Source organism: [Clostridium] aerotolerans DSM 5434 (genome assembly GCF_000687555.1).
Lineage (GTDB): Bacteria > Bacillota > Clostridia > Lachnospirales > Lachnospiraceae > Lacrimispora > Lacrimispora aerotolerans.
Window position 1 is genome coordinate 1 of the sequence record NZ_JHWJ01000012.1, and the last position, 15,578, is coordinate 15,578.

Below are 15,578 nucleotides of genomic sequence, written 5' to 3' on the forward strand. Positions count from 1 at the left end.
GTTTATCCAAAACTGTGACATACATTATCTTTTTCTTTATTTATAAAGCTTTTTTACATTACATACGAAAAAATTGACGGAGAATCAAACGACTTTCATTTGGGTCACATGCATCAGATTCAGCTTTTCTATTGCTGCCTTCTTCTGCTCCATCAGGGAATGAGCATAGATATTTAAGGTGATGGTTACATTGGAATGTCCTAGAATCTCACTGAGTGTTTTAATATCTACCCCGACCTCCAGCGCCCTGGTTGCAAAAGTGTGTCTTATGGCATGAAATTTTCTGTCCTTGATTCCTGTTTCTTTCAGAATTCTTTTATATAGCTTCTGATAAACACGGGGCTCAAAAGGCGTATTTTTATTAGAAAGGATAAAATGTTCCTCGGATTTAAATCCTGGCTTCTGTTCTTTTACAAGCTCTAACAAAAATCCAGGTAAAGGAATCTTTCTGGTGGAGGTTTTACTTTTTGGCGTTCCTATGTGGAGCATTGTTTTGCTTTCCTCCGACTGAAAATTCCGAATGCGGGATACCGTATTTCCAATAAACATAGTCCCTGCTTCCAGATCAATATCACGCCAGCGGAGAGCACAAAGCTCTCCTAAGCGAATGCCCGTATAAAAGCACAGAATGATACCCAGTGCTCTTTTATCCGGAGACATGAAGGCAGCCTGCTCCAGTATTCTCTGCTCCTTCATGGTAAAAACGCTGACCTCCTGATGAGTTTTTCCAGATGGTAAGACAGCCGCTTCCAAAAGCTTGGGCTGATTGGGGTAATCTTTATAAATTTCCCGGATAGACATCTTAAACACAGAAATGATTTTTCTTTTATATGTCTGGGAGATGGAAGTGTTCTCAGAGATCGACTTCACAAATCCACAAACACAGGACTGGGACATGGGCTGATTTTCTAATGATTTAAAATAGGGAATTACATACCCATGAATACAATGATAATAACTCTCATAGGTGGATGGTTTCACTCTTTCGGATACCGTGTCTGACAGCCAGCTCTGAAATAACTCTCCTGGATTTGTTGGAAGCGGAATGGTATTTTTCTTCTCAGCTTCCCTTTCCTGCCAGGCTTCCTTCATCTTGGCCCGTACCTCCCGATAAGTACTTGCATAGAAATACCGGTATTTGCCGTTGGCTCTTAAGCTTCTTCCTTCCCAGCGGCCATCTTTTCGTTTATAAATATTCTCTCCTTTGCGCGGCATCGCACGACTCCTTTCCATATGACGATCATTATGACGGCGGATTTTTTCTTTCAAACCGAAAATAACTGCTATATTTAGGATGAAAGCCCTAAATTAGCTTAGAATAAGTTTCATTTCCTCTTGTTGACAAACAATATCTGTCGATATATAATGAAATTTGTCAGAATATGTCTAACTAAGGGGTCTCGGTTTTGGATAAACTGCGATCATAAAATGCCCGTTCCATGGTTATTATGGAACGGGCGTTTTTTTAACTTTAAGGCTATGATCCAAGACATTTTTTTATGATATAAGACTTAAAAATACATCTGGATAGCTTTATTAAGAAATAGTATACTAACAACATGATATTTAATCAACATACTGTTCGTTAAGAATTGCCTATTAAGTAGCATCTTACGCCAGATGTGTTCGATATTTTTGAAAAAAATATATGATTAAGGAGATACCTATGAATAGGAAGGGAAACGGCAGCGATCGCAGGGTCTTATATACGAAAATGTTTTTAAAAGAAAGCCTGCTCTCTCTCATGGAGCAAAAGCCGGCGGCTAAAATATCTGTTTCTGAGCTTTGCCGCCATGCCGAGATAAACCGCAATACCTTTTATACCCACTATCGATCAGTGGAAGACCTGTTATCTGAGATAGAAAAGGATTTATATGATCAAATCAAAGAGGCCGTAGATCATTCCTGGAATCATGGGTCTGTTGCCCTTCTTTTAGAGGATTTATTTGCAATCTTTTTAGCAAACCAGGATTTTTGTAAGGTACTCTTTCAGAAAAACTATGATCATTTTCTTCAGAAAATGTTTGAGATGTTCTATGAGCAGGCAGTGACGGACTGGAAGATACTGGGCCAGCATGAGGACGTGGAACGCCTTGATATACTCTATGCATTTCTCTCCGGCAGTTGGCTGGCTGTCATACGCAGCTGGGTTCTGGGAGAGATCAAAGAATCCCCTCATGAACTGGCATTATTAATAGAGAAAGCAAATTACTTCGGATTAAGCAGCTTTATGAAAGCTTGATCCGTCATTGATATAAGGAGACCATTATGCCACAGGATAACGAAAAAAAAGTAGATCGCAGGGTGGTACTCACAAAGCTCTCGCTTCGGGAAAGCCTGCTCACACTGTTACTGGAAAAGCCCCTCCATAAGATTACCCCCTCCGAGCTCTGCCGCAAGGCAAATATGAACCGCAATACCTTTTACGCTCATTACCATTCGCCGGAACACCTGCTGCATACCATTGAGGATGATCTCTATGAAGAGGTCTCTGGAGCAATTAAAATGCTGGAAGCCGATTGGAGCAGCATTAAGCTTCTGACCACCATTATTGAGATACTGGCAAAGAACCGCAGCCTATGTATGGCACTTTTTTCAAATTGTAACAATCTGGACCTTCTGCATCGGATTGTTGAATTAAACCGGGAGACAATCACGGAGAAGTGGAAACAGGAAGGTATGAATCTGCCCAATACTCAGGGAGATATCCTGTATACTTATTTTTCAAACGGCAGCCTGGCTGTTGTACAGAAATGGGCGCTGGACGGAATGAAAAAAAGTCCCAGGGAGCTTGCTCTCTTTATCGGTGCCACCATTCGCTTCGGCTTAAAGCAATATACGTAATCCCCTTTCTTTTAAGCAGACATACAAGCCGCACCAAATCTCCTTTCTACTAATAACATGATAGTAAGAAAGGAGGCGCTTATATATGAATACTTGTAATTTTGAAGGTCTGACCGGCCGGGTGGTGACACCAGACGACCCTTTCTACCAGGAGTTAAGACAAGTTTATAACCGAGCTGTCAATAAATTCCCGCTTGCCATCGTTTTCTGTCAAAACGAGGCGGATGTAAGCAATGCCGTCTTATGGTCCAGATCACACTGTGTATCCCTCCGTATCCGAAGCGGGGGACACAATTATGAAGGCTATTCCACAGGAAATGATATTCTTGATATTGATCTAAGTGAATTAAGTCAAATTGCCATAAATGAAGCTTTAAGTCTTGTCACGGTTCAGGGAGGAGTTACCAATAAGCAGGTCTATGAAACTGTTTCAGCCCTGGGGTATCCCTTTCCAGGCGGTACCTGCCCTACCGTTGGTGTAAGCGGTTATGCCCTGGGAGGCGGCTGGGGACTCTCCTGCCGGTATCTGGGGCTGGGCTGCGATAATTTGGTGCAGCTGCGGCTTGTAAATTACGAAGGTGTCGTCCTGACCGCCAGCGATACGGAAAATCCCGATCTTTACTGGGCCCTTCGCGGAGGCGGAGGCGGAAACTTTGGTGTCGTCACTTCTATGACCTTCCGGCTTCCACCAAAAGTCTCAAACGTCACACTCATAGATATCCGTTATTCCAATGCTGACCAGGAAAAGCAGTCCTTATTTATCCAGACCTGGCAGGATTGGCTGAGGGATGCAGATATCAGGGTCACTCTTGTTTCACGAATCTTTAATTCACTGGAAGAGGGCCTGGGAATCATCGCAAGAGGCATCTTTTATGGTCCCCCGGAAATTGCTCTTGGTATTGTAAAACCCCTTTTGGAGCTTGGAGGTGTAAGATACAGTTTACGAAGCCTTACCTTCCTAGAAGCTGTCACCATCATTGGAGAATTTTATCCTCCCTATGAATCATTTCAATCTGCCAGCCGTTTTGTCCTCCGTGATTTCAGCGAATGTGAAACGTGTCAGCTGGCAGGTCTGATTGCAGAGAGGCCCAGGGGTTCTGTCTATGCTGCTCTTTCCTTCTATGCTTTAGGAGGAAGGGTCTTAGAGACTTCACCAAATGAAACTGCATTCTTCTACCGAAACGCACATTATATCACATGGCTTAATACCGTGTTTGAAAGCTGTAAATGTGAAAATTCTGACTGGATCAACGAACGATTCTGCTATTTACAATCTGTTACGGAGGGCTCCTATGTTAACTTCCCCTATGGTTCACTTCCCTGCTATCTAAAAGAATATTATGGAAGCAATGCCTGCCGGTTAAAGAAAGTAAAAAAACGTTATGATCCTTATAATGTTTTCTCCTTCCCACAGGGAATTCTAAGGAAGCCACCGTGCATATAAATAGTGGAAAATAATTCCATTTAACACACAAATCATCCCATAGCCTCGTGTAAATTACCCTTACACGAGGTCTTTTTAATTTCAGGTTACATTTATTTACAAAAAGCGACAGTTTTTTACTAATTTGATTGAGTTTTATCATTTTTTCACTTATAATCATAATTACAAATTTTTGGCTGATATGGAAATATTAGCAGATAGGAGTGAGCATAAAGAGTATTATATTTTAGCCGTGATCCAAACCTTACATATATCATCTGACCCATAAGAATCGTTTGGAACACATGGCAGGAACTGCCCTTTTTGTTTTTCAATCTTCACCGGATTCCAAAGAGCCTGAGCAGAGAAATAAACTTAATTATGGAATGAAAAATCAGCAGTCTTTCATTTCATCCCTACCGGGTCAGGTAGCTAGTAACTATCAGGAGGATTACTTATGAGAAATTTTAACGACTACAGTATTTCAAAAAAGCTGAGTGCTGGATTTATAGCCGTAGCTGCGATTATGCTGGTGGTAGGTCTGGTGGGTCTTGGGAGTATGCTCCGAATTAATTCATCAGATACCTACATGTACAAAGAAAAAACCGCTCCCCTGGAGGATATGTTCACTGCCGTACGAAGCTTGTATCAGATCCGTACCGATGCCAGGGATATGGTCATTAACTCCGGCGACAAGGAAAAAGTAGCAGCGCTGGAACAAAGCTATCAAAAGAACAAGGAACTGTTTCTTACCAGCTCAGAAACCTACCGAAAATCCATTCCTTCCTCGGCTCAGGATTCCATACAGTTATACGACGAAGCTGTGAAGCTTTTCCACGATTCCTATGACCCTGCGATCTCAAAAGCCATTACAGCCGCAAAAGCAGGAGATAAATTAAGCCTTCAATTGGCCTTAGCAGACCAAAGCGACGAGATACAGACCATCTATGGTAACTTTGATAAGCTGATTGATAATCGTATGAAAGAAGCAAATGAAATCAGCAACATCAATGAGACCATTGCAAGAGTGGCTACTGTACTGCTGATCCTATTTATTGCTGCAGGTATGATATCTGCCATTTTCCTTGGAAGAAAAATAGCCGCTATGATCAGCGTTCCCATCGGTAAGGTGGTAGACGCAGCAAAGCTTATTTCTCAGGGACAGCTTGATGTGGACCTTACAGACATTACTTCAAAGGACGAGACCGGCCAGCTGGCTATGGCATTTAGCGATATGACTAACGGGATTAAAGAGCAGGCATTGGCTGCTGTTAACATCAGCAACGGAGATTTCACCCAGAACGTTCCCATTCGTTCTGATAAGGATGCCATGGGACTTGCCCTGTTAAAGATTGAAAATGACTTAAACCAGTCTCTTCTTTCCATTCAGACTGCCTCCGATCAGGTAAACACCGGTGCAGAACAGGTATCCTCTGCTGCCCAGGCCCTTGCCTCTGGAACCACCGAGCAGGCTGCTACCATTGAGGAATTAAATGCTGCCATTACTAATGTAACACAGCAGGCGGAATTAAACGCTCAGAACGTGCAGAAGGCCACTGTTTATGTAAGTGAGGCGGATGCCGGCGTTATTGAGAGCAACGCTCATATGCAGAAATTAAATCTTTCCATGAAAGAGATTTCTGCTTCTTCCGATAAGATTTCAAGCATTACAAAGGTAATCGAAGACATTGCTTTCCAGACTAATATCCTTGCGCTGAATGCGGCAGTGGAATCTGCAAGAGCTGGAAGTGCTGGAAAAGGATTTGCCGTAGTGGCTGATGAAGTACGAAATCTGGCTGCAAAATCCGCTGCTGCTGCAAAACAGACAGCTGAGCTCATCGGACATTCTGCGGTTTCTGTTTCAGAGGGTGAAAAGCTGGCATTAGAAGCAGCTAACATTCTTTTAGAAGTCGGAAAGAAAGCAAAGCTTGCCGAACAGTCTATCCAGGAAATTGACAATGCATCCTCTGCACAGGTCGTTGCCATTGAAGAAATCAACCATGGTCTTGCACAGGTATCCGCAGTGGTACAAAGCAATGCAGCCACAGCCGAAGAAAGCTCCGCTTCCAGTGAAGAGCTGGCTGCACAGGCACAGATGCTGAAAGAAGAAGTTGGAAGATTCAAGCTTAAAACAGAGACGGGAAATTACCAGCCTCTGAAAGAAGAGTCTTATACTTCCCATGATACCTATGATTATGAACCTTCTTACACAACCGATCATATGTACAGCAAATATTAAAAAAAACTCAGGAAACCATTTCGGTGGCTTCCTGAGTTTTTTATTTGTCCGGATTCCGGCTGGAGCTTCCTAAGATCTTATATAACAGGTGATATAGCTGTTTTGCCTCATCCTGATCAAGAGGGACACATTTTGAAATCTTTTCCGGTATGAGAACCGCCTGTTCCTTCAGTTCCTCTCCCTGCTTCGTCAGAGTGACAATAACGCTTCTCTCATCAGTCTTATCCCGGCTGCGGCCTAGAAGTCCAGAAATTTCCATCTTTTTTAACAGGGGAGTTAAGGTACCGCTGTCCAGGTATAGAATCTCTCCAAGCTGTTTCACGGTAAGCTGCTTTTTCTCCCATAATACCATCATGGCGATATACTGGGTATAGGTCAGTCCAATCTCATCGAGAAATGGCTTATACATACGCACGATCTCACGGGAACAGGCGTAGAGAGGAAAGCATAGCTGGTTTTCTAATTTTAGTTTATCATAGTTCATTACGTTTCTCCGTTCTCCCACTGTCTTATATGGATTGCTTTACAGCAGCTGATTCATGCGTTCTTCCACAAGCTTCATATCAGCAGTAGGCTCAAATCGTTCTATTACATTACCTTTCTTATCAACCAGGAATTTTGTAAAATTCCATTTGATATCCGGTTCATTCTTATAGTTTGGATTTTTTTCTTCAAACATATTTTCCAGTACCGGTGTTAATTTATGGCCGGCATCAAAGCCTTTAAAATCCTTCTCTTTTACCAGATACTGATAAAGAGGAATCGCATTCTCTCCATTTACATCGATCTTGGAAAACTGAGGGAAGGTAACGCCAAAACGTCCGGTACAAAAGGTATGGATCTCTTCGTTATCACCAGGCGCCTGATTGCCAAACTGGTTGCATGGGAAATCAAGGATTTCCAGGCCTTTTTCTGCATACTTTGCATATAATTCCTGAAGATCTGTATACTGTGGAGTGAACCCGCACTCAGTTGCCGTATTAACGATTAATACTACCTTGCCTTCGTAATCAGATAAGCTCTTCTCTTCTCCAGCCATTGTTTTTACTTTAAAATCATAAACAGACATGTCATATACCTCCTTAAATGTATTATATCAAATTATATTTATCTAAATCATCTTTATTATAAGTTATTCAAGAAAACTTGTCAACGGTAATATCAAATTTAATTTTACTAAATTCAATTTGAGTATAAAAACAGATTGACTCCAGTTACTGCCAGTGTTATATTTGTATGTACAAACAAGAGAGAGAGGTGATGCTTTGAATAAGGTTTTAAATACCGAAGAACAACATGGCTTCCTCATGAACAGCTGTTTGTTTTTTTCCACCACCAAGCTTTCCAGAGCTTTGGGAAAAGTCGCAGAGGAAGCTTTTGCAAAAACAGGTCTTTCTCCAAGCCATGCCTTCCTGCTTACTCTTGTAAATCAAAACGGTGGCATGATGCAAAAAGATTTAGGGGAAACACTTCACTTAACTCCTTCCACCATTACACGGCTGATTGAAAAGCTGGAATTAAAACAGCTTGTCACCAAAAGGTCGGAAGGAAAGCAGGCTTATCTAAATCCCACCCCCAAAGGACTGGCCTTGCAAAAGGAAATTACAGAATCATGGGAACAGCTCCACAGACAATATGATAGTATACTTACGGAAGAAGAAAAAGCTCAGTTTATTGCCATTAGTGGAAAGCTATTAAAAAATGTTACAAAAGATTCCTAGGGTCATACGAAAACAAAAAATAAAGGAGAACATTATGATACACATTATTGCTAATAACTACGTAAAAGCTGACAAAGTTGAGGAGTATTTAAAATTGGCTACGGGTCTGGTTGATGATACCAGAAATAAGGATGCAGGATGCATCCGCTATGAGCTGGTTCAGGATTTAAAAAATCCTCAGATTCTTACCATGCTGGAAGAATGGGAAAGCCAGGAAGACTTAAACAACCATATGAATTCGGAGCATTTTAAAGAAGTCATGGCTGCAACTGCTGATTTTTCTGAAAAAGCTGTGGAAATTCACGTATGCAAAAAAATCAAATAAAGTACTTACCTATCCAGGAGCATTCTATCCCATAAACAGGATTAAGGTTTTATATGCTCCCTATATATGGTTAGATTTACGGGTCATAAATCAAATACCAGGATCATGGAGGGAAATTGTATGAATGTATTAGTAGTCACAGGCAGTCCAAGAAGGAACGGCAATACAGAAATCATGGCAGATACCTTTGCCCAGTCAGCAAAAGCAGCCGGTCATGATGTTACAGTGAGGAATTTAAGCACCTTGAAGGTGGGTCCATGTCTGGCCTGTCAATACTGCTTTACCCACGATGGTGTCTGTGTTCAGACAGATGATATGAGTCATCTTTTAAAGGATATCGAAGAGACCGATATGCTGGTTCTGGCCTCTCCCATCTATTGGTTTGACGTATCCGCTCAGACAAAGGCCTTTGTGGATCGTATGTACGCCTTTGCCAAAAAGGGCTTTCGCATCCGATCCATTGCCATGCTCTTAAACTCCGGAGGTGATAATGTTTATGATGCTGCCGAAGCTCAGCTCAATGCCATTTGTTCTTATCTGAAATGGGAAAACAAGGGCGTCATCAAAATATCAGGAATGACAGAAAAGGGGAGCATGAACCATACCGATCGGCTGGATTCCGTCAGAGAATTTGCTGCCAACCTTTCATAATCGAACGTACATAAAAATGGTGCTCCCAACGGGAGCACCATTTTCTATTATATTTAGAGCTCAAGCCCTCTTAATTTAATATAGTCTTTGATAAGCGTAGCAGTCTGCTCCAAATCGATTCTGCTGGTATTGATGATGAGATCATAATTATCCCAGTCCTCCCAGCTCTCACCGGTGTAATAGCGGTAATATTCTTTTCTCTCCCGGTTGATCTTCTTCACACGCTTGGTCGCTTCTTTTTCATCGATCTTATCCACATCCATGGTTCTTTTCACAAGTGTAGGGGTATCTGCGTATACAAATATCTTTACAAGTCCTGGTACCTTCACATCTTCACGGCTTAAGATATAATCCGCACATCTGCCTGCAATGATACAGGACTCTTCCTCTGCAAGCTCTCTGATGACCTGGGACTGAAAACGGAATAAGTTCTCCGGTTTTACAATATCCGAATCCGTCGATGGCTTTCCTAACTGGGGTTTTAATCCGCTTACGATCCGGTAAAGCAGATTATTTCCTGCCTTTTCATCTGCCAGGCGGAAAAATACTTCTCCCACAGCGCTCTGCTCGGAAGTAAGGGTCAAAATCTCTTCGTCATAAAAGTTAATTCCAAATTCTTCTGCAAGAGCCTTTCCTACGATACGGCCGCCGCTTCCGTACTGTCTTCCTATTGTAATGACCAGATTATTTTTCTCTTTCATAATGCCTGCCTCCTTTAGTTGCACGTTCTCATATCTTCTATTACTTACCTCTATTGTACTCTATTATGGCAGGATTTACAATTATTATTGCTTTAGAATCTCTTGAAAACAGATGGCTCCGTAAGGTCTGATGCTCATGCGGTATGCATTCCCCTCGCCCATGGCTTTTTCCATGTAGGCGATATACTCATCTGCCAGTTCATTGGGAATCATGGTCATAATAACACCGGCAAATCCGCCGCCATGAATCCTGCAGGCACCTGCCTTCTTTTCTCCCAGGTAAAGCTCTGTCAGAGCCAGAGCCACGGTGATTCCCTGCTCCTGATAGCTGGAATTGGTAAAGCAGTTCTGAAGCCATTTCCAGGAGGAATTACCGGAAGCAGTGATATTATGCAGAAAATCTTCAAAACGTCCTTCCTTTAAGGCTGCCACTTCTGCTTCCACCCGCTTATTCTCCTCAAAGAAATGAAGAGCACGAAGAACGGAACGGTCACCGGCAAATTCTCTCACCTCATTCAGGTTTAAAAGGACCTGTTCTTCTGTAATTTCTGCGCACACTTCTTTTCCGAAGAACTCTGCTACTTTTTTCATCTCCAGGGGAACAAGGGAATAATCCTCGCTTAAATCTGCATGTCCCTTGCCTGTATTCACGATGATCAGACTGTGATTTCTGGAAGCGAAATCAAAATCAATTTTTTCTACCTTTGGCTCAGATGGATTCTTAAAATCAATGGTAATAAGACCGCCTACGGCACATGCCATCTGATCTAAGAGACCTGAGGACTTGTCCCAGTAAACATTCTCAGAGTACTTGCCGATATGGGCGTAATCCACTGCGGTAAGACGTCCCTGATTAAAGAAGGTATTGATCATGCTGCAAAGGAGCATTTCATAAGAAGCAGAGGAGCTGACTCCTGCCGCACTGATTACATTGGTGGTAATATAGGCATCAAATCCCCCGATTTCATGGCCGGCTTCTAAAAAGCCTTTGAACAGGCCCTTGGTCAAATCAATGGTTCCTGCCTTCTTCTCACTCGGTCTTAAGTCATCAAGATCTATGGTGAAATTCTGATTATAGGTCTCACTGATTATGGTAACGGTCCTGGTACCATTTTTCGCGGCTACGCCTACACAGTCCAGATTTATACTTCCTGCAAGCACCTTTCCATGGTTATGATCTGTATGGTTACCGCTGATTTCTGTACGGCCAGGGGCAGAAAACAGCAGGACATCCTCATCCTGGGGGAATTTCTTTTCAAAGCTTACTAACAGCTCTTCATACCGTTTAATGTTTTTTTCAATTCCCTCTTCTCCATATAAGGAAGCCATAAGTCTTCTGGAATCATCTGATTTTAAAAGCTTAATGGTATCGGTAACTTTCATTATTATTCTCCTTTTCCCCATTCAATTACATTATAAAACAATACTATGAGTATAGCATAATTGTCAAAAGTTCTACAATACATTATTCTACGAAATCCTATAAAATAATTTGACAGTATCCCAGGGCCGCCCCTATAATAAAGCAATGACGAAAACCGGGGAGGCTTCTATGCTTTGGAACGAAAAACCTTATCATTCTCTTGACTTTGAAATGAAAAAACAATACGGGCAGAAGATTTATAAGCTGGCCCTGGACGGAGGAATGACCTGCCCCAACCGGGATGGCACCTTAGGGAAGAATGGCTGTATCTTTTGCAGCGGAGGAGGCTCAGGGGAATTTGCTGAATCCATGTGTGCTCATGCCTCTGTTACAGAACAGATTGAAGCTGCCAAGGAAACGGTCAGCCGGAAGATGAAACAAGAGGAAGGCCGTTTTATTGCATATTTTCAATCCTATACCAATACTTACGCCCCTGTTTCCTATTTAAGAAAGCTGTTTACAGAAGCCATATCCCATCCGGATGTAGCCATTCTTTCCATTGCTACCCGGCCAGATTGCCTTTCAGAAGACGTGATTCTATTATTAAAAGAGCTAAATAAGCAAAAACCGGTGTGGGTAGAGCTTGGATTACAGACCATACATGAGGCCACCGCTCAGTATATCAGGCGGGGTTATTCCCTTCCTGTCTTTTTTGATGCTTATGTACGGCTGAAAGAAGCCGGATTAACCGTAATTACCCATGTGATTTTAGGACTGCCAGGCGAAGATAAGGAGATGATTTTTGATACCATCCGCTATCTATCCCGCTTGGGAGACCATGGAACGGATGGCATTAAGCTGCAGCTTCTCCATATTTTAAAAGACACAGACCTGGCCCTGGAATACGAAAAAGGCTTGATTCCCGTTTACACCTTGGAAGAGTATGTAGATCTGGTGATCGACTGCATCGCTCTTCTTCCAAAGGAAGTGGTCATCCATCGAATCAGCGGTGACGGTCCGAAAGCCCTTCTTTTGGCCCCTCTCTGGAGCGGAAACAAGCGGCTGGTACTTAATTCTCTGGCAAAACGATTCAAAGAACGAGGTATCTGTCAGGGAGACAGATACCTCGGTTAAGATTAGTTATTATGATGAAGCACTCCTTGTTCATCCACGGTAACCCCAAAGGAGATTCCCTGAATGTACTGATAAAAGCTCTGTTTCTCTCCTTCCTCTGTTAAGGTCCTTGTATAACCAGACTTAGAAGTACCTGGAACCAGGGATAAGGTGGTGCTTCCCCCATCAAAATCCACATCAAGGCGTAACAGGGCTGTCTTTGGAATGGAGCTTCCAAAGATATAATTGCCAAGACTGTAGCAAATGGGTTTATCCTTGTAATATTCAAAGCCCTGAAGTACGTGGGGGTGGCTTCCAATGACCGCATCCGCCCCTGCATCAATGATCTGTTTTCCCAAAGCCCGTTGATATTGCTGGGGCTTTTCATCCCGTTCCACGCCCCAATGGACGTAAACGACAAGATAATCACAGAGAGGCCTCGCTTTTTTTATCTCTTCTATTAGAATCGTAGGATCGTATCCACTGACCATGCCAGGCTTCTGACTGCCAGCCACCCAGCCAGGGTCAGGATAAACTCTGGAGGCAGCAAGAAATCCTATGGTCTTTCCTTTGACCTCCATGGTCTGTAATTGCTTTGCCCGTTCCATGTTAGGACCGGCTCCCACATAACGGATGCCTGCCCCGTCTAAGGCAGTGCAGGTATCGAGAAGAGCATCGGTCCCATAGTCCAGTGTATGGTTATTGGCAATGGTCACAATATCCACTCCTATTTCATTCATCATAGAAACTCTGGAAGGCGGCAGTCGGAAGGTAAACTGTTTGTCCGGTGCGGCTGTCCCCCGGTCACTGAATGGGAACTCCTGGTTTGCCATAAAGATGTCAGACTGGCTGATTTCCGTCTGAAATCCAGCATCAAGCACACCATTAATACCTTTTGCATTATCATAAGCGGATGTTACATAATTAGAAAGTAATATATCCCCTGCAAATACCAGATGAACCACTGGGTTTTCCGGCTCTTTGTCCGGAGCTTTCGTTTCTGTCTCATCTTCTGACTGTTTTAGAGTGAGTACTTCTGTTTCTGTCTGAACCTGGAATTCCTTCCCTGATGGGTTGTCCGTTTCATAGGCCAGGGTTGGCTCGGCCTTTGATTCTTTCCATTCGCTGATTCCTATCCACCCAATAAGCATTACAAACAGTAACGCAGGAAGGAAAACCAGAATTTTGATCCAGTTGCCTGTTTTCTTCATCAATGCCTCCTGATTGTTAATAGTTTCAACATGTTTTTCATGATTTCCATAATGTTTTCCACATTTTTCGAGGAAAACTCCACATTTTCTTATAAAATCGAGGATTATCCACATAATGCATTCTGTTTTTACATAACTAAACCTTTATGCTTGTCTGGATTTTATTCCCATTTTTTTATCTTACCCAAATAATCAAGTTTTGTCAAATGGTAAAAGTGTCTGTAAAATCATAAGAAAGGACATGGCAAAACTGCCATGTCCTTATTCGTGTGCGTCTATCAATTGATAGTACCACCTGAATCATCAGATGGAACCACTTATGTATATACTAGTATGTCAGACCTCTTTTATCTATCTCTGCCTTATAAAGCTGATAGACATCCTCCTGCATATTTAAGAAGGATTTGAAGAAAATACCGTACATGAAGATTGCCATCATCTTTCTGTTCCGGCCTTTATCAGCTGCACTGCACAGCTTTATTAGCTGCTGGTCATTGACCTTTCCCTTTTCCAGCCTTCTTCTAATGCTGTTTTGCTGAATCTTACTCAGCATTCTTGTATACAAATTAAATAAAAGCATAATTCCTAAGATAAACGCTACAAGCACGACTATCGAAGTTACGTTATTCATATAATAGTCCCTCCTTTTTTTATCCTTGTAACAATATTTATACCATAAATTGTTAAAAAGGTAAATATTTTATCTTATTTTAATTATGAACTCATTTAACAAAATATGTACATTAATACTAATAAATTTCGTTATTGTCGCATTTTAAACAAAATTATTCCTGATAACTTCCTGAATTTTGGAAGTATTATCCACATCTTTATACTTAGTTTGTTTTGTAAATCACATGAAATCTGATTGTGATGATATAAGATTTTTTATAACACCACGTCTTTGTATTCATATGGTTTGTTTTATATTTGCTTGTCACTCTGCAGCAAATTGTTAAGATTAAAAAGAAGCCTGTCATGGAAAATGGGAGGACTCTCCTTTTCCATGACAGGCTCGATTCTTTTATTCAGGTATTTAAAAACGTAAGATTACAGCGTCATGATGATTCCACCGTCATTGGCATATACAGTGGCAACACCAGCTGTTTCCGTAATAATCACGTCTTTGAATTCTGCTCTTTTTCTCATCTCCTGCTTTACATACTCTGCTCTCTCAGGGTTGTTGCAGTGAGCTATGGCAAGTACCTTATCTCTGGTATCACCTGCATTCTTAATAGCGATCTCCACCATGCGTATTAAAGCTTTATTAATGCCTCTTGCCTGATCCAGCTTTACAATGACACCAGATTCTGCACTCATGACCGGTTTTATGTTAAGAGCCGTGGCAAAGAAGGCCTGAAGCCCTGTAAGTCTGCCGTTCTTTCGCAATGTATCAAGGCTTTCCAGCACAAAGTAGGTCTTCATGTTCTTAATAAAGGCTCTTGCTCTTTGCTCAATCTCCTCAAAAGGAAGGGCTGCCTGACAAAGGGACTGAACCAGCAGGGCAATGTTAAGCTGACCGGAAGAAGCGGAATCAGAACCTAAAACAGCAATTTTCTTTCCATCGTTTACGTGCTCTTCTTCATATAGCTTCTTACCAAGGACGGCGCTGTTGTAGCTGCCGCTTAAATGCTCGGATAAGGTTATGACGAAAACGTGCTCTTCCTCACACTCATATGCCTCTTTATAAAGCTCTGGAGAAGGACAGGCAGACTTTGGTGATTCACTGCTGCTTTTTACCAGTTCCAGAAAGCTTTTCTGATCAAAGGTATCGTCATCAATAATCTGGTTTTCTCCCACCTGTAGGGTAAGTGGAATTATCTGAAAGTGGGGATCTTTTTTTAAATCTGCTGTAAGATCAGTGCAGCTATCCCCAATAATTTTATAATTCATAATTCTATTCTTCCTCCTGACACGAAACTTATCATGTAGTATTCATTACCATATATTATAGAGAAACCCGTCACGGATGTCAATAGGATTATGG

At 42.0% G+C, this 15,578-nt stretch carries 16 protein-coding genes; 8 read left to right on the plus strand and 8 right to left on the minus strand.

Annotated elements, in window-relative coordinates; genetic code table 11:
- Positions 1–84 precede the first annotated feature (84 nt).
- Positions 85–1,215 (minus strand): site-specific integrase, encoded by a 1,131-nt coding sequence (locus tag T546_RS0115475; RefSeq protein ID WP_026892404.1) that lies wholly within the window; start codon positions 1,213–1,215, stop codon positions 85–87.
- A gap of 451 nt (positions 1,216–1,666) precedes the next feature.
- Between T546_RS0115475 and T546_RS0115480 the strand changes: the two genes are divergently transcribed.
- From T546_RS0115480 to T546_RS23725, 4 genes are all read left to right on the plus strand, one after another.
- Entirely contained in the window at positions 1,667–2,242 is a 576-nt protein-coding gene (locus T546_RS0115480) for a TetR/AcrR family transcriptional regulator (protein ID WP_026892405.1), read from the plus strand.
- Between the two features lie 26 nt (positions 2,243–2,268).
- Positions 2,269–2,844: a TetR-like C-terminal domain-containing protein gene (locus T546_RS0115485; RefSeq protein WP_026892406.1), complete on the plus strand. Its 576-nt coding sequence runs from the start codon at positions 2,269–2,271 to the stop codon at positions 2,842–2,844.
- 85 nt (positions 2,845–2,929) lie between these two features.
- Complete coding sequence (locus tag T546_RS0115490) at positions 2,930–4,288, plus strand: FAD-binding oxidoreductase (RefSeq protein ID WP_026892407.1); 1,359 nt, start codon at positions 2,930–2,932, stop codon at positions 4,286–4,288.
- 436 nt (positions 4,289–4,724) lie between these two features.
- Entirely contained in the window at positions 4,725–6,506 is a 1,782-nt protein-coding gene (locus T546_RS23725) for a methyl-accepting chemotaxis protein (RefSeq protein WP_084326471.1), read from the plus strand.
- A gap of 40 nt (positions 6,507–6,546) precedes the next feature.
- Here the strand turns inward: T546_RS23725 and T546_RS0115505 are convergent, their stop codons facing one another.
- Both T546_RS0115505 and T546_RS0115510 read right to left on the minus strand, forming a co-directional pair.
- Positions 6,547–6,990, minus strand: a complete 444-nt coding sequence (locus tag T546_RS0115505; protein ID WP_026892408.1) for a MarR family winged helix-turn-helix transcriptional regulator — start codon at positions 6,988–6,990, stop codon at positions 6,547–6,549.
- Between the two features lie 39 nt (positions 6,991–7,029).
- Positions 7,030–7,575: a glutathione peroxidase gene (locus tag T546_RS0115510; protein ID WP_026892409.1), complete on the minus strand. Its 546-nt coding sequence runs from the start codon at positions 7,573–7,575 to the stop codon at positions 7,030–7,032.
- A 196-nt stretch (positions 7,576–7,771) separates the two neighbouring features.
- On the opposite strand from T546_RS0115510, the gene T546_RS0115515 reads away from it, so the two are divergent.
- The 3 genes from T546_RS0115515 to T546_RS0115525 all read left to right on the plus strand — a co-directional run bounded on the left by T546_RS0115515 (position 7,772) and on the right by T546_RS0115525 (position 9,203).
- Positions 7,772–8,227 carry a MarR family winged helix-turn-helix transcriptional regulator gene (locus T546_RS0115515; protein ID WP_026892410.1) on the plus strand — a complete coding sequence of 152 codons (456 nt, stop codon included), beginning with the start codon at positions 7,772–7,774 and terminating at the stop codon, positions 8,225–8,227.
- A 34-nt stretch (positions 8,228–8,261) separates the two neighbouring features.
- A complete protein-coding gene (locus T546_RS0115520; protein WP_026892411.1) occupies positions 8,262–8,552 on the plus strand; it encodes a putative quinol monooxygenase in 291 nt (96 codons plus the stop codon).
- A 120-nt stretch (positions 8,553–8,672) separates the two neighbouring features.
- Positions 8,673–9,203 (plus strand): flavodoxin family protein, encoded by a 531-nt coding sequence (locus T546_RS0115525; RefSeq protein ID WP_026892412.1) that lies wholly within the window; start codon positions 8,673–8,675, stop codon positions 9,201–9,203.
- Between the two features lie 53 nt (positions 9,204–9,256).
- Here T546_RS0115525 and T546_RS0115530 read toward each other — a convergent pair whose 3' ends face one another.
- Both T546_RS0115530 and T546_RS0115535 read right to left on the minus strand, forming a co-directional pair.
- Positions 9,257–9,904 (minus strand): cytidylate kinase-like family protein, encoded by a 648-nt coding sequence (locus T546_RS0115530; protein WP_026892413.1) that lies wholly within the window; start codon positions 9,902–9,904, stop codon positions 9,257–9,259.
- Positions 9,905–9,988: 84 nt separating this feature from the next.
- Positions 9,989–11,287: a galactokinase gene (locus tag T546_RS0115535; protein WP_026892414.1), complete on the minus strand. Its 1,299-nt coding sequence runs from the start codon at positions 11,285–11,287 to the stop codon at positions 9,989–9,991.
- A gap of 169 nt (positions 11,288–11,456) precedes the next feature.
- Here T546_RS0115535 and T546_RS0115540 point away from each other — a divergent pair, with 169 nt between their 5' ends.
- Positions 11,457–12,401: a TIGR01212 family radical SAM protein gene (locus T546_RS0115540; protein ID WP_026892415.1), complete on the plus strand. Its 945-nt coding sequence runs from the start codon at positions 11,457–11,459 to the stop codon at positions 12,399–12,401.
- A 2-nt stretch (positions 12,402–12,403) separates the two neighbouring features.
- Here the strand turns inward: T546_RS0115540 and T546_RS0115545 are convergent, their stop codons facing one another.
- From T546_RS0115545 to T546_RS0115555, 3 genes are all read right to left on the minus strand, one after another.
- Positions 12,404–13,591 carry a CapA family protein gene (locus T546_RS0115545; RefSeq protein ID WP_026892416.1) on the minus strand — a complete coding sequence of 396 codons (1,188 nt, stop codon included), beginning with the start codon at positions 13,589–13,591 and terminating at the stop codon, positions 12,404–12,406.
- 328 nt (positions 13,592–13,919) lie between these two features.
- Positions 13,920–14,222: a hypothetical protein gene (locus tag T546_RS0115550; RefSeq protein ID WP_026892417.1), complete on the minus strand. Its 303-nt coding sequence runs from the start codon at positions 14,220–14,222 to the stop codon at positions 13,920–13,922.
- 419 nt (positions 14,223–14,641) lie between these two features.
- A complete protein-coding gene (locus tag T546_RS0115555) occupies positions 14,642–15,484 on the minus strand; it encodes a DegV family protein (protein ID WP_026892418.1) in 843 nt (280 codons plus the stop codon).
- Positions 15,485–15,578: the final 94 nt, after the last annotated feature.